This is a genomic window from Chryseobacterium sp. IT-36CA2, from assembly GCF_949767875.1.
Classification (GTDB): domain Bacteria; phylum Bacteroidota; class Bacteroidia; order Flavobacteriales; family Weeksellaceae; genus Chryseobacterium.
In genome coordinates this window covers 1-22119 of the sequence record NZ_CATKPG010000022.1, presented here as the reverse complement: position 1 = coordinate 22119, position 22119 = coordinate 1, and the positions used below count along the sequence as shown (strand labels likewise).

15 protein-coding genes are annotated in these 22119 nt (G+C 32.8%); 2 read left to right on the top strand and 13 right to left on the bottom strand.

Going from position 1 to position 22119, the window contains the following annotated elements; genetic code table 11:
• The first annotated feature begins 202 nt into the window (after positions 1-202).
• Both ggt and ACM6F9_RS14960 read left to right on the top strand, forming a co-directional pair.
• On the top strand, positions 203-1891 hold the full coding sequence (ggt, locus tag ACM6F9_RS14965; RefSeq protein WP_414846447.1) for a gamma-glutamyltransferase: 1689 nt from the start codon (positions 203-205) through the stop codon (positions 1889-1891).
• Between the two features lie 186 nt (positions 1892-2077).
• Entirely contained in the window at positions 2078-3358 is a 1281-nt protein-coding gene (locus ACM6F9_RS14960; protein ID WP_414846446.1) for a dicarboxylate/amino acid:cation symporter, read from the top strand.
• A 104-nt stretch (positions 3359-3462) separates the two neighbouring features.
• Here ACM6F9_RS14960 and ACM6F9_RS14955 read toward each other — a convergent pair whose 3' ends face one another.
• The 13 genes from ACM6F9_RS14955 to ACM6F9_RS14895 form a co-directional block, all read right to left on the bottom strand.
• Entirely contained in the window at positions 3463-4353 is an 891-nt protein-coding gene (locus ACM6F9_RS14955) for a diacylglycerol/lipid kinase family protein (RefSeq protein WP_414846445.1), read from the bottom strand.
• A gap of 4 nt (positions 4354-4357) precedes the next feature.
• Positions 4358-5182 carry an RsiV family protein gene (locus ACM6F9_RS14950; RefSeq protein ID WP_414846444.1) on the bottom strand — a complete coding sequence of 275 codons (825 nt, stop codon included), beginning with the start codon at positions 5180-5182 and terminating at the stop codon, positions 4358-4360.
• 737 nt (positions 5183-5919) lie between these two features.
• Positions 5920-6663 (bottom strand): hypothetical protein, encoded by a 744-nt coding sequence (locus ACM6F9_RS14945; protein WP_414846443.1) that lies wholly within the window; start codon positions 6661-6663, stop codon positions 5920-5922.
• Positions 6664-6763: 100 nt separating this feature from the next.
• Entirely contained in the window at positions 6764-7507 is a 744-nt protein-coding gene (locus tag ACM6F9_RS14940; protein WP_414846442.1) for a hypothetical protein, read from the bottom strand.
• Positions 7508-7814: 307 nt separating this feature from the next.
• Positions 7815-8504: a hypothetical protein gene (locus ACM6F9_RS14935; RefSeq protein WP_414846441.1), complete on the bottom strand. Its 690-nt coding sequence runs from the start codon at positions 8502-8504 to the stop codon at positions 7815-7817.
• An 843-nt stretch (positions 8505-9347) separates the two neighbouring features.
• Entirely contained in the window at positions 9348-10826 is a 1479-nt protein-coding gene (locus tag ACM6F9_RS14930; protein WP_414846440.1) for a transcriptional regulator, read from the bottom strand.
• Positions 10827-11671: 845 nt separating this feature from the next.
• Positions 11672-12580, bottom strand: a complete 909-nt coding sequence (locus ACM6F9_RS14925; RefSeq protein WP_414846439.1) for a hypothetical protein — start codon at positions 12578-12580, stop codon at positions 11672-11674.
• Between the two features lie 158 nt (positions 12581-12738).
• On the bottom strand, positions 12739-14220 hold the full coding sequence (locus ACM6F9_RS14920) for a tetratricopeptide repeat protein (RefSeq protein WP_414846438.1): 1482 nt from the start codon (positions 14218-14220) through the stop codon (positions 12739-12741).
• Positions 14221-14889: 669 nt separating this feature from the next.
• Complete coding sequence (locus tag ACM6F9_RS14915; RefSeq protein WP_414846437.1) at positions 14890-16359, bottom strand: tetratricopeptide repeat protein; 1470 nt, start codon at positions 16357-16359, stop codon at positions 14890-14892.
• A gap of 246 nt (positions 16360-16605) precedes the next feature.
• Positions 16606-17316, bottom strand: a complete 711-nt coding sequence (locus ACM6F9_RS14910) for a hypothetical protein (protein WP_414846436.1) — start codon at positions 17314-17316, stop codon at positions 16606-16608.
• Between the two features lie 289 nt (positions 17317-17605).
• A complete protein-coding gene (locus ACM6F9_RS14905; RefSeq protein WP_414846435.1) occupies positions 17606-19540 on the bottom strand; it encodes a transglutaminase domain-containing protein in 1935 nt (644 codons plus the stop codon).
• Between the two features lie 2 nt (positions 19541-19542).
• Positions 19543-21435 carry a DUF3857 domain-containing protein gene (locus ACM6F9_RS14900; RefSeq protein ID WP_414846434.1) on the bottom strand — a complete coding sequence of 631 codons (1893 nt, stop codon included), beginning with the start codon at positions 21433-21435 and terminating at the stop codon, positions 19543-19545.
• A gap of 425 nt (positions 21436-21860) precedes the next feature.
• Positions 21861-22119 (bottom strand): helix-turn-helix domain-containing protein (locus ACM6F9_RS14895; protein WP_414846433.1); only part of this gene is annotated, 259 nt, incomplete at its 5' end.

Sequence of the window (22119 nt, the reverse complement as noted above, 5' to 3'; positions counted from 1 at the left end):
TTTCACATTTTTTTAGGATTGTACAAAAGTAAAAAAAACATGCCAACCATAATAAAAAAGGTGTAGTTAAAAATATCCTCCTGATAAACGACATATATCTTCAATTTAGATAACCTCAATGAAAGAAAAAATCAAATGCTATAATCATCAGGCTGTGATTAACTGAAAATTCAATAATTTTGTTTCAAAGAAAAACAATCATATGAAGAAGATTTTAATTGCTTCGATGCTGTTGGCGGCTCAGCTTAGCTGGGCTCAGTATACAGATATCAATATTATCAAAGAGGTACAGGTAAAGAATAAAGGTGTTGTAGTTTCTGCACATCCATTAGCCAGTGAAGCAGGAGCCAAAATCTTAAAAATGGGAGGAAATGCCTACGATGCAGTTACCGCGACACAATATGCTCTTGCTGTAGTATATCCTCAGGCAGGAAACATCGGAGGTGGCGGATTTTTGGTAGGCGTGAAAAGTAATGGTGAAAAATTCACACTGGATTATAGAGAAACCGCTCCCAAAAAGGCCTCCAGAGACATGTACATTGATAAAAAAGGAAAAGCAGATACGGATCTTTCTCAAAACGGAAGACTGGCTGTAGGCATCCCCGGAAGCGTAGCTGGATTCTTTGCCACTCTGAAATACTGTAAACTTCCTATGGAAAAGATTATTCAGCCTGCTATTGATCTTGCTGAAAAAGGATTTGCTATCACCGATAAGGAAGCAGACATGCTGAATAATCAAAGGGAGAAATTCCAAAAACACAATAAATCTTCTATCCTATTTGTAAAAGATGCTCCATGGAAAGCCGGAGATCTTTTGGTTCAAAAAGACTTAGCCGAAACACTGAAACTTATCCAGAAATTAGGTGCTAAAGGTTTTTATGAAGGAAAAACAGCTGATCTTCTGGTTGCCGAAATGAAAAGAGGCAACGGAATCATCACGCTGGAAGATCTTAAAAATTACAAAGTTGCAGAAAGAAAAGCACTGGAATTTGATTATAAAGGAAACGATGTTGTCACCATGCCTTTACCCTCAAGCGGCGGGGTTCTTCTTGCTCAAATGCTAAGAATGGCCAGTTTTGAAAATCTTGAAAAATACCAGCAAAACTCTACAAAAGCTGTTCAGATTATGACTGAAGCAGAAAGAAGAGCCTATGCAGACAGAGCAGAATATATGGGTGATCCGGATTTTATTCAGGATAAAACCTCTTACCTGATCTCTGATGACTATCTGAAAGGAAGATGGAAAAGCTTCAGTTTTGATAAAGCTACTCCAAGTGCTGAAGTAGGAAAAATCATAGAACAACCCAAAGAATCTATGCAGACTACTCATATTTCAGTATTGGATAAGGACGGAAACGCAGCTTCTGTAACCACAACTCTTAATGGTTATTACGGAAGTAAAGTTTTAGTTTCAGGAGCCGGATTCTTTTTAAATAATGAAATGGATGATTTCTCTATAAAACCGGGTGTACCGAATATGTTTGGAGCTGTGGGCGGAGAAGCCAATTCTATCCAGCCTAATAAGAGAATGCTTTCCTCTATGACTCCTACCATTATTCTTAAAAACGGAAAACCTTATATGGTAGTGGGAACACCTGGAGGTACTACAATTCCAACATCAGTATATCAGTCTATCGTAAATGTGGTAGATTTTAAACTGAATGCCAATACCTCAGTGAATGCACCAAAGTTTCACCATCAATGGCTGCCCGAAACCATTACCGTGGAAAATAATTTCCCGGAAAGTACTATTTCTGAGCTGAAAAGCAAGAATTATGTGATTGAAAAGACCAAATACATCGGCAAAACAGAAATGATTGTCCTTGATGAAAAAGGAAATATTCATGCTGTAGCAGACGGTCGTGGAGATGATTCTGTAGCTGTGGAATAATAACATTTACGATTAATCAGAATTATATATAGCTCCGGGTTGATTTTTAAAGGATAAAACCTTTAAAAATCAACCCGGAGCTTTTGTATATAAAGCCAGTGTAAAAGATTCTTTTCAATGACTTTTGTCATGTTTTTAGATAAATTTTCTTAATTTTCGCCCTTAAAAAAACAAAACGACTGTTCTTTGAAAGCAAAAAAAATATACAATCAGCTTTATTTTCAAGTAATTATAGCCATTGTTGCAGGTATTCTTCTTGGAAAATTTTACCCTGAATTGGGAGAAAAGATGAAACCATTAGGAGACGGATTCATCAAATTGGTGAAAATGATTATCGCTCCGGTCATTTTTATTACCCTTACTTTAGGAATCGCCCATATGACCGATTTGAAAAAAGTAGGAAGAATTGCCATCAAAGCAATGATCTACTTTTTTACTTTTTCAACCCTTGCTCTGATCATCGGATTAATAGTTGGAAATATCTTACAGCCAGGTCATGGTTTAAATATTGATCCTTCTACCCTTTCGGGTGATGTTTCGCAGTATCAGGCAAAAGCTCATGAATCAACGCTTACGGGCTTCATTATGAATATCATTCCTGAAACTTTGTTCAGTCCTTTGGTAGGTGAAAATATTCTTCAGGTTCTTTTGGTGGCTATTTTGATGGGAGTTGCTTTGGTTTTAACAAAAGAAAAAAGCCAGAAAGTCACAGATTTTTTACAGGATCTGTCTACTCCGGTATTTAAAATTGTTCATATGCTCATGAAGTTGGCTCCAATTGGAGCTTTCGGAGCTATGGCATTTACGATTGGAAAATATGGGCTTCATTCTGTGCTGAACCTTATATTTTTGGTAGCCACATTCTATATTACCTCTATTCTTTTTGTTGTTCTGGTGTTGGGAGCGGTAGCATGGTATAATGGATTTAATATTTTTAAACTCCTTTTCTACCTTAAAGAAGAACTTCTTCTTGTTTTGGGTACAAGCTCTTCAGAGTCTGCCCTGCCGGGAATCATGGAAAAACTTGAAAAAGCAGGCTGTTCAAGAGCTATTGTAGGTCTTGTGGTTCCTACGGGATATTCTTTTAATCTCGACGGAACCAATATTTATATGACGCTCGCTTCTCTTTTTATTGCGCAAGCTTTAAACATCCATCTTCCGATTGAAAAGCAACTGATGCTTCTTTTAGTGGCTATGTTAAGTTCAAAAGGCGCTGCAGGAGTTACAGGTGCAGGATTTGTTACATTAGCAGCAACGTTGGCAGTAGTTCCTGAAATTCCGATTGCCGGAATGACTTTGATTCTTGGAATTGACAAGTTTATGAGTGAATGCAGAGCTCTGACCAATGTAATTGGGAATTCTGTGGCCACTGTAGTGGTTGCCAATTGGGAAAAACAGCTTGATAAAAAGCAACTTCAATACTGCCTGGATCATCCGGCTGAAGTTGAGAAAAAGCTGGAGATGTAAATAGGATGCAGATGACAGGTTTTAGGTTGCAGGAATTAGGGAGATAATTCAATGTTTAAAGTTTAATGTTAACTAGAAACAAAACTAACTCGCAACTCGCAACCTTAAACCAAAATATTCAAACTCGCCGGCTGTACTTTCACATGAATAGGTGATTTGATTTTATTGAATTCACCATCCAGATGCCAGTTTTTAGTATTCACTTTAAATGATATTTCGGAAACCGGAAGATAGGTTACATACTCATCATCTTTTAGCCTTTTGGTAAACATTCTGAAAGCAAAGAGTGCGGAATAAGTCAATGGAAACTTTTTCACCAAAACCATATCAACCAATCCATCGCTTTTACTTGCTTTTGGGGCAATATAGGCATTGTTTCCAAACTGACGTGTATTCGCGATGTTCATCATCAGATAACGACCGTTGTACTGCTGATACTCTTCATCTATAAACTTCACTTTGATTGGTTTATAATTAAAGAATGTTTTCAGAGAAACTTTGATGTAATTTTTGAATCCACGACTAGTTTTTTCAAATTCTTTGACTACTTTACCGTCAAATCCTGTTCCTGAAACATTAATTGACAGCCTATCGTTCACCGTAAATGTATCAATCTTTCTGGAGTTTTTGACTTTTATTTTTTCTAAAAGTTCGTCCAGATTTTTACTGAATTGTGTTTCATTGGAAAATCCGTTTCCTGAACCTGCCGGAAAAATCGCCAGAATTTTATCGGTATTAATAAGGTTTTTTGCCACCGTGGAAATGGTCCCATCTCCTCCTATCGCTACAAAGATATCTACTTCATCAAAATGATCTTTGATAAACTCATCGGTTCCCAGAATAGATTCTGAAACGTAATATAATGGATCTTCAACCTTATTTTTAAGCTCATTCAAGAATGGCTGATAATTTTTTTTGGCTGAAAATGGATTGATAATAAATGCTACTTTTTTCATCAACGCAAAAATAGAAAATGCTTCCTGAACTGGAAGCATTAATTTACTTAATTTTCATTCTTTCTTTAAATTCTGTATTTAAAGTTCCTTTTAGGTCCTCCCACGAAACAGGAATGGTAATATCTCCTGCTGCAAATGCTGCAATTTCATATGGGCTGTAGTGGAAATACAGGTTCTTATTATCAAAATAAAAGTTATCCGATGCCGGAATTTTCTCTACCAACAACATCTCCGAGTTTTTCACTTCACCGTCCCCATCCATTGTTCCGCTGTTCATTTTATCAATATTTTTCATCAGAATGACCTCAATTTTATTTTTAGGCATTGAAGTGATTTCCTTCAGTTCTAATTTTTTGCTGTTTTTAAGATCAAAAACCCTTTCAGAGAAACCATAATTATCATGTGCTCCTCCCTCATATCCGCTTCCTACATATTGTATGTGCATATATCCATTCGTATTAGAAATCAAATTCATGTATGAGCTTGAATACCAATTCTGTGCATAAGTGATATCTGAAACCCAGTCTTTATTATTACTTTTCACAGATTGGAAATAATTATTCTTTTCGCTATCGAGATATGCCTGAAGTCCGGCTTTAGAGAAATCCGTAATTTTTTCATTCTGGAAATAGATACTATCTAACAACTTCCTATCTTTTAAAGCAGGGAAAACCAATAGCTTAGAAGTAAAAGAAAGCTTTAATGAATCTGTTATCTTCACAGAATCATTTACTTTTACAGAGTCTACAACCAATTCTTCGGTAGTTTTATTTTCTGTTTTTTCCGCAAGGACTGCCTTTTCATTTTTTTTACAGGCAATAACAGCTAAGAAAGAAGATAATGCTATAACAGCAATTGTATTTTTCATAAATCTAATTTTAGAATATCATATACAAAAACCATTCAAAAAATTGAATGGTTATATAAATACACTTCTTAATAATGAAAATTATATCATTATCAAAACACAAGAATGAAAACTAATGATCTGGGACCATTATTCTCTCCAGCCTTTACCATTACAAATTCGAGGATTTGTCTGATCATTTTTTCCAAATATGGAGGCCGTTATTTTTTTATAAAATATTTTTAAAGTTCAAATTGAAACTGTTCTTCATTGTTTTCCATCTGCAAATACGTTTGTAAAAATTTCATATTGTAAATTGACAAAAAATAACTTTATCTTCAAAAAATTCATCTATCACAAATATGCTACAAAAAACACAACATACTGAAAATCAATACAAAATAAAACAATTCATAAGTTTATCAAATCATATTAATTAAAACTTATACATATAAATTCAAACAGCCAATAGCCGTTTGTACTCTATCCTCTATTGCAGGCTTATATCAGAATTATTGGATTTTGGAAATAATGCAAAGGGTAAATCATACTTTTAAAATAATCAATCTATTATAGATCTGATTTTTAAAACAGGATATAAAAAACCATTTAAAAAATTTAAATGGCTTAAGAAAACATTCCCATTATTAAGAATAAAACTATTGATCTGAGACCATTATTCTTTTCACTTTTTCCAGATACATTACTATATAAAGATTATACAGCAAAGGACTTTTATTAACTCTTTATCTTAGTATTTAATAGTTCTCGCAAATCTGAGAGATATAAAAGTTATTATCTTTTTGTATTCTCGTCACTTCATAGCGATAATATTTATTTGAAGTGGTATCAAGGATTCTGATCACAGCTACCATTTTCGCTGTATCACTACCATAGGTGTTCCCTGGTATTGCAGTAAATTTGATACTCTCGGCAATTCCATCTGTAGCACCTGTAGTGGAATAATTAGGGGTAACACCTGGTTCCCATTGAATATTAGTTAATGTCAAATAGCTTCTGGTTCCTGTTCCGGTAAACCGGATATCAGCATACATTGTTCCTGCTGCTATTGACCTTACACGAAACTCAAAATCTCCTATACTTAAGGTAGACGTATTAGTATTGGTATTTTTAGCAAGTATCTCTACAGGCCGCTTAGCTACTGTACTTCCTGTAGTTGCACTTTGGGTTACTAGTTTATTCCAATCAGTTCCATTAAATATATAGTAACCGGGACTTGTCACACTGATCGTTTGCCCTGCCGGTGCCGTATCTGCAGCTGTAACATATACTGTAGCACCTGTTTGTGCTGCTGTATAAGTTTTTGCTCTCAATTGTACTCCTGTAATTCTTGGAGGGATAAGACCATCCAGAACTGACGTTGTTGTTGGCTTACCTGTTACATCTAATGTTGCAGCGGGAGAAATTGTATTTACGCCCACTTGGGCATTAGCCCAAACCGCACTTACCGATAAGGCAAGGGTAATAATTATTTTTTTCATCTGTTTAATGTTTTTAAATTTTTTATTATTCTTTTCTAACCTTTTCCAGAACACATTACTAGTAAAGTTTACGGAAGGATTTTATTAATTCCCTATCTTATTAATAGTTCTCGCAGATCTGAGAGATATAAAAGTTAGTACCATTTTGTATTCTCGTCACTTCATAACGATAATATTTATTTGAAGTGGTATCAAGGATTCTTATCACAGCCACCATTTTGGCAGTATTACTTCCATAGACATTCCCTGGTATAGCAGTAAAGGTGCTAGTAGCGATTCCATCTGTAGCACCTGTAGTGGAATAATTTGGTGTACTTCCTGGTTCCCATTGTAGATTTGTTAATGTTAAATAACTTCTATCTCCTGTTCCGGTGAATCGTATCTCAGGATTCATTTGCCCTCCATTCACAGTATCTGAATTAATACGAAATTCAAAATCCCCTATACTTAATACAGAAGAATAAGCATCAACACCTTTAGCAATTGTTTCTACCGGTCTTTTAGCTACTGTACTGCCACTCGTTGCGCTTTGAGTTACGAGTTTATTCCAGTCTGTTCCATTAAATATATAGTAACCGGGACTTGTTACACTGATCGTTTGCCCTGCCGGTGCCGTATCAGCAGCTGTAACATATACCGTAGCACCCGTTTGTGCCGCTGTATAAATTTTTGCTCTCAATTGTACTCCTGTAATTCTTGGGGGAATAAGACCATCCAGAACTGAAGCTATTGTTGGCTTACCTGTTACATCTAATGTTGCAGCGGGAGAAGTTGTATTTACACCCACCTGAGCGTTAACCCAAATAGCACCTGCCATTAAGGCAAGGGTAATAATTTTTTTCATTTGCTTAGCGTGTTTTTAAATTTTGTACTGCAAAGTGACAGAAAACCTCTTTATCTTCAAAAAAAACGACTACAACAAATTTACATCATGAAAATAAACTATTGAAAATCAATTATTTAATAATCAATCAAGGAATTATATAGATTTAAATAAATTGTATCAAGTAAATCATTTACCATTTAAAGATTAATTCCTTTTCTTCAATTAGGATTTTTTGATCTTTTTTATAAATGTATTAATAAAAAAACCGGAAAACTTTTCCTTCCGGTTTCTTTAATTTAAAATAATTGCTTCATTAGGGACTAAATTAATTCCAACATAAATAAGAATAAGTTATTCTGTCATTATTATCTATTTTAGAAGTAGTACCAGCCTGCACTCTTATAGTATGATTTCCGGCCGTTAGACCAACAGGTGTCACATAACTATAAGGTACTACTATGTGTAAATTATTTGGAGAAGTCGTTGCCGTCACAACTGTAGCTACAGGTGTACTGTTGGTATCTACATAATCCACATACAGCCTTGTTCCTACACCGGTATTTGTACTGGCCCAAGTACTTGGATAGATATCAAGTTTACATTTTGCGGCTGAAGGTAGGTTAAATGAAAACTGAAAATAGCCAGTTCCATCAACTGTACTACCAGGAACTGTTGCGGCACCAATCTTTTGTGGTGCTTCAGCATCTACAGAACCTCCTGCCAATACAATATTTGAAGATGCTGCAGTAGCAGTTACGGGAGACTTCCATGTTGGAGAAGCGGGAGTACCATAATTAAATTCCAAACCAGCGGTTGTGGTATTAAAAATAACAGCCCCTGTTGGTGGTGCTAAAAGAAGGTTTCTTTGTGCGGTAGTCATTCTGGGTGGGATAAATGTACCGGAAGTACTTACGACATCCAGAGCTCCCTGAGGGCTTGTTGTATTGATCCCCACTTGTGAATAGGCCAACGATGAAACAAGCAAAAAACATCCAAAAATTAGATTTTTTTTCATTATAAAGGATTTTTTTAAGGTTAATTGATTTTCAAAGATTTTGTAATCTTAATCTGATTATATAACAGTAACATCTGAAGAGCAAATGATGCCTGTCTGGAAAATGTATTCGAGAAACTGTAATGTTAATTTATATATTATTTAAACGTAAAATGTTTTCATTTTTCTACCAGTAAGATATTGCTGCAGATAACTACATTTCTACGTCTGTATATATCTGTACCTATTTGTAGAGGTGGTTTGGGAAATCATATATTCGCTGATCACTTCCGATTTTGTCATTTCACCATTCATGATCCTTTCCAGGATAAATTCAATGATATCTTTCTTGTTTAGACTTTTGCGGAAACAGGACGTGCAGACTGCATTTTTCCTTTTTGGATATATCCCAACAATTCATCAGTATTTCTGTATCTAAAGATTGAGATTTATAAATTGTCACAACCTCTTCTTCAGTACTCATTAAAAAATTACAGATACACTGCATCTTTATCCTGCTTTTGCCTGCGATATCTTTAATAACTGATCTGATATTCAGATTTTTGAGATTCATACTTAGATCATTTTTAACTATGTGGTAAAGTGACAAAAAAACGAACTCATTTTCAAAAAAAATATCTACAACAAATTTACAACACGAGCATAAGCAATTGATAATCAGATAAAAATTATCAAACCTACAAATTCATCAAGTTTAACAATATTATTAACTGTACTTAATTAAAAAACCTCCTGCTACCTCAATATCGAAGTCAGCAGGAGGAATTTTATTATTTATGTTAAAAAGTTTAAATCCGAATCAAAAAAAGAGATTCAACTCATAAGCATGGACAAAATTATAATTTAAAGATTCATCATCCATTTATTAAGATCTTCAGAAGATGAAATATTCAATTGCTTACGAAGGCGGCCTTTTTTTATTTCTACACTTCTGTTCGCTATATTATTATAATAGGCAATTTCTTTAGTAGAAAAATTGAGCCTTAATAAGGCACAGAATTTTAGTTGCCCGGGCGTAAGATCCGGGTAAGCCAGATTGAGTTTCCGGATAAAGTCAGGATACACTTCACTAAATCTTGTGAGGAAAGAAGAATCATCTTTTTTAGCCAGCTCCAATACTTCTTCAAAGGCATTGTTTACCTTTTGTTTCAGTTCTGTAAGCTGGGACTCTTTTTCTTCAATGATAATTTCTTTATGTTCGATTTTTTTTCTTTCCTGTCTGTAACTAACTAATGATTTATAACCAAAATACCCTATAAGAACTGACAGCAAACAGATCCCTGCAATAAGGAGATAAAGTTTTTCTTTTTCATCAATGAATCTTTCCTGTCTTTCCAGTGCTATTTTTTGAACAGAGGTCTCTCTCAGAGACTTGTCATTCCTTGACAAACTATCAGTAAGGGCATCATATTTATTGATATATTCCAGTTCTTTTTCTTTATTCCCCAGCTCCTTGTATGCCATTTGTATCCTCTTATAGGAAGATTGCAAAATATTAACCTCGTTCGATTTTTTAGAAAGAGGAATAAGTTTTTCCAAATAAATAATAACTTCCTCGTATTTTTTCTGCTTTCTTGATGTGTATGCTAAATTATGAAGTGCAATACATTCATTGTGAAGACTTCCATCATTCTTAGCCATTTCTAAAGCTTTATTCGAATAATAATATGCAGAATCATACATTTTTTTTTCAGTATAAAACTGGCCTAAGGTTGAATATGCAAAGCTTAAATAATTATTTCTGATTTTGGTATTTTTAATTTTTGAAAATGCATTTGCTGTTTTTTTAGCATAATCTAAATATTCAGGAAGAGTCATAGGATTTGTTGCACTATAAAGAGACATCTCTATTCTTGTATTGTACAAATTTCCTTTGGTTTCATAAAAATCATCAGAATCAGTTATTTTATCTAAAACAGAAAAGGCTTTCGCGAACATTTCCTTTGCATCCGAATGTAATCCCAGCAAGGAATATATCAGTGCTGATACTCGCAGCCCATTAGAAATATTCTTGTAATCATCTATTTCTGAAGCTTGTTTCTCAGTCTGCTGGGCATAAGAAAGACCTGTCTGATAATGCCCCACACTTAAGTGTGATATAGAAAGCATGTACAGACTTTCTATCATGCCTTTAGAATAACCTGCTTTTTTAAATATTTTATAATTTTTTTCATTCAGCGGAACAGCATTATTCGGAGTTTTCATAAAAAAATCCTGGGCATGAGCAAGCAAGCTATCCAATTGTATTTTATTGTATTCCTGCGATTTATAAAAGGATAGGCTTATTACAAAAAAAACAATAAAAAGGATTTTCTTTTTCATAATCAAATTCAATATTGAATAATTGTAAACTTTATCAAAAATTAATTATTCATTAAACAAATAAATATCCATAATAAAATTAGTCAATTTTATCAACAACAAATAAGTTTTATAGTAAAATAATTATTAATGTTTAACAAAAAAAGCAAGCAGAAAGGTTTATCTGCTTTTAAGTATCGAAGGATTAAGAATATAAGTCTGTATGAGAAACCCGAGGAATAGCAGAATGCTGACAGTAAAGTTGTTGTTTGTGTTCATTAATGTGTTTTTAAAGTTTTGCGATGCAAAATGACAACAAAAAATTAATTATAAAACAAAAAACAGATACAACATATATACAACATTGCGTTATCAACTGAAAAACAGCACATTATTAATCTTTTTTATATTTAATCAGAGCTAAAACAACAGAACAGTAAAGTTTTCAATACTATAAATAAAAAAAGACTTCATTTCTAAAGTCTTTTTTTATTTTTTTAGAATTTACTTAGATGGTATGAGATATTTACATTTACGAATCTACTCTACTTTTCAAGCGATTAATTTCCTATATTTTCTGAGATTGAGCGGCTATTTTGCTTCATTACAGGTGATACTAACAGTAATGGTATTTTTCATAATTCTGATTTTAGAATATGAAATACAAAAAAAACCATTCAAAAAGATGAATGGTTAAACATAACAAAAAGACTCTACATCTAATAATAGATATTTTTCTTATTATTAGAATAAAATCAATGACTTTAGGTCATCACTCTTTTTCTAATCATTCTCAGCAAAAACTACTGGAATCGGGATATTTATTAATGATTATTTAAATCTATATAGAGTTTTAAAAACTGTGTTTACTTCAAACGCTTAACAGAGAAAAAAGTCATTGGAGACGGAGATCCTGAAATTGTGTTTACTCCTCTCATTAGCAAGATTCCTGTGTTACTAGATTGAAAAGCAACATACAATGAATAATTTTTACCGCTCAATAAATCGATACCTGCCAGATAGGCAATATTTTTTAGCTGCCCTACAGATAAATTATTAATTGTATCCAAACTATAAGCTTCCCATTTGTTATCAGTTATATTATATACACCATAATAAAAGTTACCAGATAAAGGTCCCCCTGAAGAGCATTGCAATGGGAAATTCATATTCACCAGATAAGTTCCGCTTGCGTTTACAGTAAATGAGTTCGATCCACCTATTGAATATGTGTCAGGTGCCGTAACCGTCCCATCTGTTCCCGTAAAAGCATTAAAATTATCTATATACTCATCAGTCAAATTTCCAATCGCCTGTTTATTAGTAGACGCTGCCGGATTTGAATTATTAAAAGGAACTTTCCAGTCATTACTTAATTTCGCAGATATTTCCTGAGCAATCTGCTGCTGCCCGTTCACATAAATAACGGTACCAGTGCCAACAGGAGAAGAAGGAGGAGGAGTACTAACAACCCGCCAAACACTCCCATCAAAAGAAAAAAGCCCTGTGGATGTTACATTTACAGTCTGTAATGCAGGTGCTGTATCAGCAGCTGTTACATATACCACAGCTCCTGTTTGAGCAGCGGTATAATTTTTAGCTCTCAATTGTGCTCCGGTAATTCTTGGAGGAATGATACCGTCTAACGTTGAGGTAACCGTAGGTTTTCCTACTACGTCTAATGTTGTTGCCGGACTTGAAGTATTAACACCGACCTGAGCACTAACCCATATAACGGTTGATAATAAAAAGAGGGAAATTATTTTTTTTTTCATAATCCTGAATTTTTTTAATTCATTCACCAAAGTGACACAAAACTTATCTTATTTCAAAAAAAACAATTACAACAAAACCACATCGCACAACTACAACAAATCTACAACACACAGTTAACAATTTAAAAATCAACTAATTTGCACCAATCATTTATTATCTAATCTAAAAGATTCATCCATTTATTGAGATCTTCGGAGGATGCTATATTCAATTGTTTACGCAGGCGTCCTTTTTTTATCTCAACGCTTCTGACAGAAATATTAGTATAATCAGCAATATCTTTAGTAGAGAAATTAAGTTTTAATAAGGCACAGAATTTTAGCTGTCCGGGAGTAAGATCTGGATACGCAAGGTTTAGTTTCCGCATAAAGTCAGGGTATACCTGACTAAATCTTATTAGAAAAGTCGGATCATTTTTTTTAGCCAGCTCCAATACTTCCTCAAAGGCATTATTTATTTTTTCTTTTAGATCAGTAAGTTGAGATTCTTTTTCCTGAATAATATTCTCTTTATATTGTTTTTCTTTTTTCTCCCGCTTATAATTTCTGAAAACCAGATATCCAAAATAAAAAACCAAAAAAGAGAATAAACAAATGACAGTAATTAGTAAATAAAGGTCTTTTTTTTCATCAACATATTTCTTTTCCTTTTCTTTTACAAGCTTTTGAACAGCTATGTCATTTTTTAGATTGGTAACTTTGACCAGACTATCATTTAATTTAGCATATTTAGCAAAATACTCTAACTTTTTTTCTTCATTTCCAATTGCCTCATAAGCTTTCCCCGCACCGCGATAAGAAGAAATTAACATAAATTTTTCATTAATTTTTTTGGAAAGCGGTATCAATAGTTCCAAATAACTGATTGCTTGTTGATAATCTTTCTTCCCTTTTAATGCTGCAATCAGAGTATTTAATGCAACACACTCATGATATGTACTACGATCCTTTCTAGCCAGTTCTAAAGATTTATTTGCATAATAAAATGCTGAATCATACATTTTCTTTTTATTGTATGCATATCCTAAATTTGAATTGGCAAGTGCCAAAAATTGATTGCGTTTTTTAATTTTTTTAATTTTTGAAAACTCATTGATTGATTTTTTAGCAAATTCAAAAACTTCAGATGGAGAGGTAACACTTTTATTAGTATAAGCCAGCATATCTATTTTGATACAATATATATTCCCCCTTACTTCATAAAAGTCGTCCGGATCTTTTATTTTATCTGCAATAGAAAAGACATTTTTTATTGCTACCTGTGCATCTTCATCAAATCCCAATAAAGAATTGATCATTGCATAGGTAAGCAACCCTTTGCACATGCCTTTATAATCATTGATTTCCGATGCTTTTTCTTCAGCTTTTTGAGCATAATAAAGAGCCTCATCCAGGTTGTTCATATTCAAATGACTTACAGCCAGCAAATTCAAACTTATGACTTCTCCTTCAGGATAATTAGCTTCCTCCGCTATTTTATAGTTCTTTTCATTAAGCGGAACCGCATTATTTGGAGCTTTTCGTGAAAAATCTACAGCATAGCCAATTAAGCTATCTATCTGTTTTATAGTATAATTTTGCGACTTGTAAAATGACAAACTTATCACAAAATAAGTAATAAAAAGGAAATATCTTCTCATAATCGATCCTAAATTGAATAATTATTAATTTCATTACAAATCCATCCTTCTACCGAACAAATAGACAACTATAATAAAATTAACAATTTATTTCAGTGATAAATAAAGTTTATTATTAAATAATCATTGATTTTTTAACAAATAAGCAATTAAGTCTATTTATATATCAGTATTGCATGACTTGCCAACGGGCCTTATATAAGGACATGGGATATAGCATAATGCTAATAGTAAAGTTATTGTTTATCATTGTGTATTTAAAAATTGCAAGTACAAAGTGATAGCAAAAAAAATGAATTAAAAACAAAAAACACCTACATCAAATCTACATCATTAAATTATCGCTTGAAAAACAGACAGTTAGTATTGTTATTTTTTATTCAATTAGAGCTTAAACAACAGAATAGTAAACTTTCTAATGGAATTAGTATAAAAAAAAGACTTCATTTCTGAAGTCTTTTAAGATTATTTGTTAGAATTTATTTAAATTATGTAACTCTTGCTTAAAATAACATGGATTGAAAATCATTTTCCTTCCTGCTCTATCCATAAGGTTTGAGGAAGAGAATTACATACTGCTTTCAAAATCTTCATTTTTCAATACTACTGAATTTATATCTGAGAAATCCGTTGAGAAGTTTTCCTTGTATATAATCAATATTAAATCATTTAAAAATTCATCATCCAGGTATTAAGATCTTCTGACGATGAAATTCCTAATTGCTTACGAAGACGGTTTTTCTTTATTTCAACACCTCTCGTAGTAATACTGGTATAATATGCAATTTCCTTAGTAGAAAAATTAAGTTTAAGTAATCCACAAAATTTTAATTGCCCAGAAGTAAGAACAGGACATGTAGTAATTAGTTTCTCAATAAAATCCGGATAAACCTCAGTAAATCTTGCAAGGAATGAAGGATCATTTTTTCTAGCTAATTCTATAACCTCCTCAAAAGCATTGTTTACTTTTTTGTTCATCTCCGTAAGCCTGGATTCTTTTTCTGCAATTACATTTTCTTTCTGCAATTTTTCTTTTTTTTCTTCATTATACTTTCGCAATGCTTTATAGGCAAAGTACGAAATCAAAACTAATAATAAAAAAATAGAAACAATTAGAAAATAAAGGTTCTTTTTTTCACCAATAAACCCCTTTTCATTTTCTGTTATAATCTTCTGAACAGATCTGTCTTTTGTTAATTCTTCAGATTTAACCAGACTATCATTTAACTTGGTATATTTTAATAAATATTCATATTTTTTTTCATTATTCCCTAAATGTTCATAGCATTCTTGCATGGTTTTGTATGCCAGTTTCAAAAGAAATTGTTCATTAATTTTTTTACAAACTGGTATAACTATTTCAAGATAACCGATTGCTTTTTGATATTCTTTATTCTCGCAAGCAATAGATGCTAAGCCATATAACGCAATACTCTTATTAACTGTATTACCGGAAATTTCAGCTAAATCTAAAGATTCTTTCATAAAGTAATTTGCTGAATCAGGCATTTTTTTTATTCTATAAAAAAGTCCAAGATTCGCATAAGCTACACTCAAAGTATTATTCCGGGTTTTATTATTTTTTATAGGGATAAACTCACCAATTGCATTTTTAGATTGTTTAAAAAATTCAGAAAGTCTTAAATTTTTACCGTAAAATATGATATCTGCTTTGGCTAAATATAAATTTCCCTTTGTTTCATAAAAATCATCCGGATCAGCTATTTTATCAGCAAAATAAAAAGCCTTACTCATTTTTTCTTCAGATAACCGATCAAGCCCTAAGTGTAAATAACACACTGCGGAAATACGCAGTCCTGTGCACATGCTTTTATAATCCTTGATCTCCAGGGCATCTTTTTCAGTTTGCTTTGCATATTGAAGCGCTTTTTCATAATTTCCACGAGACAAATAACATACAGAGAGCGCACTCAGGCTTTTTACCATTCCGATAGGATAATTTGCTCTTTGAGCAATTTTATAATTCTTCTCATTGAGTTGAATACCATTAGCCGGAGCTTTCTCTGAAAAATCTGTACCGTAAGAAACTAAGCTATCTATCTGTTTTATACTATACTCCTGTGCTTTGAAGAATGAAAGACTTATTCCCCAAAAAATAATAATAAGAAAAAATTTCATAATGGGTTAATAGTTGTCATGTAAATATACCACATCTATTATAATATTTCACAGATAAATCAATAATGGCTTATTATATTCCAAAATAAACCATAAAACATGCATTATAATCAAACACACAATAATTATTACAAAATATTTAATTTACGAATGGTGTCTTACCAATGTTTCTATTATTACTAAAAAGTAATACAAAGCCCGTAGATGAAATTACGGGCCTGCAATTAATGGTTTATTTTAATATGACTATTGAAGAAGCTTAACCACTAATGTTGAATAATTAGCCTGAGTAGCAAGAGAAGGATTAGGGAAAATATTAGATAAATAGACACTTATCTTGTCACCCGCAGCTAAATCAGCAAAACGAGTAACAGATGTACTTGTACCTAGATTTGCAGAAGGGGAGACATAATGAGGAGGCGATGCAAATAGAGCAACATCATTTTTCCTAATATCCCATGTCGTTAAATAATTATTTGCAGTACCGTTTGACCAAACACTAATTGTAATTTCATAGAGACCGTTTGCAGGAACAGTGATCTCATCCGTTGTCGCATTTGCAGAACCTCCTACTCCAATTACTGTCCCGGATGTAAAGTTAAGAATGCTTGGATTTACAGTTGTTTTTCCATCTCTTAACATAGCAGTCCATCCAGCTGTTGGGTTCTGCCAAGATGCTAATCCGTTTGCATCACTGGTAAGCACTTTATTTGCACCTTGAGAACCATCTTTTATTTTTATGGTTCCGGCTAAATCCAGTTTTGCTGAAGGAGCAGTTGTACCTATCCCAACATTACCAGTATTTGTAACAGTAAAATCATTTGATTGCTGGGCAGCATTAGGAACTCCAGTTGTAGGATTATCCTTAGCTCCATCAACGTTGAAAACACCTTGAGGATTTACTGTATTAACTCCGACCTGGGAATGCGCTAAAGCTGAAATAACAATAAGACACAATAGGGTAAGATTTTTTTTCATTTTGTTAGTATTTAATTAATTTTATTAATAAGTCTTAGACCGCAAATTTTTAAAAACAATTCTTAAAAAAGAAAAAAAACACTACGACAAAATTACCACACGGCACCTAATCAACTAGAAATCAACAACATTAATTTCACACATTTGAAAATCTATTTATAATTTTTTAAAATCTATTACACCAAAAATTATATTTTGCTTCATGAAAGGTCAAAAAAAAGACTTCATTTCTGAAGTCTTTTACTATTATCTTACGTTATCGTAAGCATTATTTTTTAATAAGGCTGATCACCTGATTTTCAAATTTCGATGCTACTCCCCAGATCTGTTTGAATGCAGGATAGTATTCTTTTGGATAATCTGAGCTGCCAATTTTTGTAGTCGTGGTAATTTCCAGTTTATTTCCTTTTTGTTCAATAGAATAGCTATATGATATTTCTTTATCTTCTGTAACGATCTTTTTTTCTTTAGGCATTTCCTCAATCACATATCCTTCCGGAATTTCAAGTGTGACTTTTTTAACTTTGGTGGTAGGTGACCCAAAATCAATTGGATACCTTCTGACTTCAGTCTGATCAAACTCATTGGAACTCTTGCTTAAAAATAGCATAGGATTGATAATCATTTTCTTTCCTACCCTGTCAATAAGGTTTGAAGAGGAGAATTTCATACTGCTTTCAAAATCTCCATTTTCTAATACTTTTGAATTGATATCCGTAAAATCCATGGAGAAGTTTTCCTTGTACTGTTTTTTATATTTTTCTGCATTATCATCATAGCTATCTTTCACATACATTGCATAAGCACCAGTATCTCGGTCTGAATATGTACCTGAAATACTTCCGTCATCATTAATTTTAGCATTAGCTGTAAGGAAGGTATTGCTTGATTTTAAATTAGACATTTGAATCTGCAGGGTCTTTTCTTTAGTCACCAGAATTCCAAATTGATTCCAGTTTTTAAGAGGAATTTCATCCAGTGAAGACTGTTTCGAGGTTGCATCATAAATATGCAGCTGATTATCAAGGTTAACAGCAGCTAATACAAAATTCATGTTGGAAATATTGGGTGACACCAGATTAATTATCCCGTTTTCCACCGTAGAAATAACTAGCGGATCAGCTTTAAGACCTGCTTCACGAAGCATCATCACCAAAAAAAGATTGATTTCTGCCGCATTTCCAATTTTCGTTTCCACTAATTTTTTAATTCCATCTTCAGTGTAAACTCCTCTGTCTTTATTCCATGTAAAAGTTTTCTGAACATATGAAAAAATAGCATTTGCTTTTTCAAGATCGGTTTTCATTCCTGAAACTGCTGCCGGCATGTTTTCCTTTGCCAGTTTTGTTCTTTTCAGTTCTCCACCAAAATCATCACTTTCATAAAGTCTTTTACCAATCTGATCCCACGAAGATGAATAGAGCTTAAGCTCTCCAAAGTTGGTAGAGTTCAGCTCCGCCCCTATCTTCGTTCTGAAATTCCTATCATTTCTTACAAATTTTTCAGTTTTAAAACCTTTTATATTTTCAAAGGCAAATCTGTATGTTCTATACTGAGCTCCATATAGATTCCTTTCTTCCATTTCCCTGTATTTAGGGGTCATTTCACCGGTATAGTTTACATTATAGGACATATTTATAGGAGCATCCAACACATATTCTGTATTGAGTGAAGGGGTATCGGATTCTATTAATACTTCCGGAATAATGAATCGGAACGGAGATACAATTTCATATTGATACTCTAAGACAGATCCGTTTTTCACACTTGGAAAAGCAAATTTGGTCAGCGTAACATATTTATTCTCTTTACTTTTATACTGGGAACTCTTCTCTACTTTTACGGGAACTACGTTTCCATTTTCAAGATTATAGGTAAAAGCCTTAAATTTACCGAGAGACTCCCTATTAGTTCCTACATTGTAAATTGGAATTTCAAGATTCAACCAATCTTCAGCTTTATCTTTATCGTAAATTTTAACTCTGTAATAATATCTTTTATGAAGATTACCCGTATTGGCGTCCACCATAAAGTACGCTGATTTATACAAAATCTCAGCTGGAGCGTTTTCATCTAATAATGATTTCACTTTAGACAGATCCGCATCATTGAATTTAGGGGGATTCAGAAATTCGTACTTTTTCTGAGCATTCAGCATGATTGCATTGGCAGCGCAAAGCACCAATACTATTATTTTTTTCATGGTTATATTTTAGTTATTAAGATTTTTGAGTTATCCATGTTCAGAATTTTTTTTCTGAAACTTATGTAATCATTATATTTTTCTTTTGGATACAATCCTTTATTAATCTGCATTTTTCTGATCACTTTTACCTGATCATCACTTTTAACGAAGCTTAGCTTATAAGATCCAAATTCTGAAGTGATATTGGAATTATCAGGAGTTTCGTCAATTTTGTAACCTTGAGGAAGAATAAATGCAATTTCATATTCATCTTCATAAGACATCCCTACCTCAAAAGGAAGTTCCCGGCTTTCATCGGTTTTAAAAACAGCATCCGTAAAAATAGGGACAGATCTGAACAAAAGACTGTTTCCTGCTTTTTTAGAAAAATTATTTGTCTTAAAATCCAGATCATAGGTAATGGCAGCATTGTCTCTGTCATTATTAAAGTTTTTCATTTCAACCTTTTCAAAGTTCAAAATATCAAATATCCTTTTTACTGCATCATTTTTTTCTTTAGGGTTAAGATTAGCCAATCTTAAATTATAATCATACTGATTTCCCGTATAGTAAAAATTTCCAGTTCCTATAATACTGTTATCCTCATGAAGGTTAATTTTCAATGTCTGTTTTTCTTTATTCTGTTCTGCTTTATATACAGGTGTATTGATCAGCTCTATTCCTTTTTGAGTCACAGCCAGTACATTTCTATCAGTTGTACTGTAACTTAAATGGTTAAAAGCTATTTGCTGAGACGTGTTTTCAAGCCAGATATTTCCTTTTTCAGTAGGAACCATCAGAATAACATGGTTTCCACCCATAGATGGAAATTCAGGATCAAAAGAAACCTGTGAACGGCTAGAATTGATAATACAATACGTGGATGGAATTCCTGCCTCGGTCAAAAGAATTCTCATATAATTGGTAAGCCCTTTACAGTCTCCATATCCTTTTTTCTGAACCTCATCCGGCAACATAGGCTGCCAGCCTCCTATTCCTAGAGATACAGCTATATAACGGCTTTTATTCTGCATGTATTGGTAAATTTTCTTTACTTTATTCTCTACCGATCCCTGCAGTTGTAAAGAGGCTACTTCAGCTTTAATAGCAGGAGTAGATCCTGAAACGGGTATCAAAAGATCATTATAAATCCACGTTCCGAAATCTGTCCAGTTATTCAAAGTTCCCTGTTTTCCTGCCAGGCTGAATCTTGCCAGAGCAAAATCTACTGCAGGCAAAATCTTAACAGGCTGTGGTATCATAAAGGCATCATCAATAGCAGGCACATTTTTGTATGCATAAGTCTTATCATTTCCGCTACCGCTTTCTATTACTGATGCATAATTATATTTTGAAGGATAAATCTTGGTTCTCAATTCAATTCCTGAATTATTAATGATTTTGAACTGTGCTTCTTCCAAAGATGTTTTCACAGAGTTAAAAGGCACAAAATCAGGAATAAAAACTGTATTTTCATCATTCGTTTCATAAGAAAAATCTACAGTATAAGGATACTGAACCGGTGTATATGAATATACCAATGTTCTGTTGTCAGAATAAAAAACTCCCTGAGAGTTATTTGATATATCCTGAAAATCAGATTTCGATACACTCTTGATCTTTTTCCCGGCTTCATCATAAATTGTAACTTTTATGTTTGAAATACGTCTTTGTTTATCATAGGGAATATAAATGACAGCCTGTTCGTTACCATCTTTATTTAAAACTGTAGTAACGGTATTATACTGGTATTTTATTTCATCAACTTTATTGATCTGAGCAGTCGTGAAATCCTTTCTTACAACGACGTTAGCATTTTTCTTTAAATTCTCAGGAATAGCAGAGGCAGGATAGCTCTGTGCAAAATGTAATGAGGCGATAGATAAAGCCCCTAAAACTAATATTTTCATCATAGTCATTAAGATTATGCAAAAATAATAAAATCTTAATAACTGTTAAAAAAAATATAAAAGGCTTCAACATGTGAAGCCTTAACCTAATACTTAAAAAAGTACTATCCTAAATGCACCTATAAGGTTATGAACACATTACCAACTTTTCATCATCAAATTCTGAAAAGTTAAAACAGAATATTTATACTCATTCTATATTGGGAGAAGGAAATATTTATTCTGTGTTATGAAGGGATAAACTTCATATTGTCTGCGTTTCAAATTTAAAATAAATTATAATTCAGATATTTTAGTTGCTGTAGAATTAATAATAAGGGGAAGTACAATAAATTCTACAATTAAAAAGACATCGTAAAAAAAGAGCTCATTTCTGAAGTCTATAAGATTTCACATACAAATATTTGGAATCTTATAGCATTGCCTATTTAAACAAATCTCTTTTTCCAACTCGCAATTGTATTTCTGCTTATTTTAAAATATCGGGCAACCTCACTGTTGCTATAATTATGTTCCTTTTGGTAATCAAGTATTTTCAGGATAGATTCCTTATCAAAAGAATGAAGTTTTTGATTAAATACAAAAGTATCTTCATCTTCTTTACCCACAAGCATCTTACTGCAGTTCATCACATCAAGTAAGGAAAAGTCTTTTTTAGAGAATATAATTTTAAATTTTTCTTTTTTT

Excerpts from the sequence above, each read along its gene's own strand:
- ggt (WP_414846447.1), top strand. The coding sequence starts at position 203 with ATGAAGAAGATTTTAATTGCTTCGATGCTGTTGGCGGCTCAGCTTAGC.
- ACM6F9_RS14955 (WP_414846445.1), bottom strand. The coding sequence starts at position 4,353 with ATGCTTCCAGTTCAGGAAGCATTTTCTATTTTTGCGTTGATGAAAAAA.
- ACM6F9_RS14950 (WP_414846444.1), bottom strand. The coding sequence starts at position 5,182 with ATGAAAAATACAATTGCTGTTATAGCATTATCTTCTTTCTTAGCTGTT.
- ACM6F9_RS14945 (WP_414846443.1), bottom strand. The coding sequence starts at position 6,663 with ATGAAAAAAATAATTATTACCCTTGCCTTATCGGTAAGTGCGGTTTGG.
- ACM6F9_RS14940 (WP_414846442.1), bottom strand. The coding sequence starts at position 7,507 with ATGAAAAAAATTATTACCCTTGCCTTAATGGCAGGTGCTATTTGGGTT.
- ACM6F9_RS14935 (WP_414846441.1), bottom strand. The coding sequence starts at position 8,504 with ATGAAAAAAAATCTAATTTTTGGATGTTTTTTGCTTGTTTCATCGTTG.
- ACM6F9_RS14930 (WP_414846440.1), bottom strand. The coding sequence starts at position 10,826 with ATGAAAAAGAAAATCCTTTTTATTGTTTTTTTTGTAATAAGCCTATCC.
- ACM6F9_RS14925 (WP_414846439.1), bottom strand. The coding sequence starts at position 12,580 with ATGAAAAAAAAAATAATTTCCCTCTTTTTATTATCAACCGTTATATGG.
- ACM6F9_RS14920 (WP_414846438.1), bottom strand. The coding sequence starts at position 14,220 with ATGAGAAGATATTTCCTTTTTATTACTTATTTTGTGATAAGTTTGTCA.
- ACM6F9_RS14915 (WP_414846437.1), bottom strand. The coding sequence starts at position 16,359 with ATGAAATTTTTTCTTATTATTATTTTTTGGGGAATAAGTCTTTCATTC.
- ACM6F9_RS14905 (WP_414846435.1), bottom strand. The coding sequence starts at position 19,540 with ATGAAAAAAATAATAGTATTGGTGCTTTGCGCTGCCAATGCAATCATG.
- ACM6F9_RS14900 (WP_414846434.1), bottom strand. The coding sequence starts at position 21,435 with ATGATGAAAATATTAGTTTTAGGGGCTTTATCTATCGCCTCATTACAT.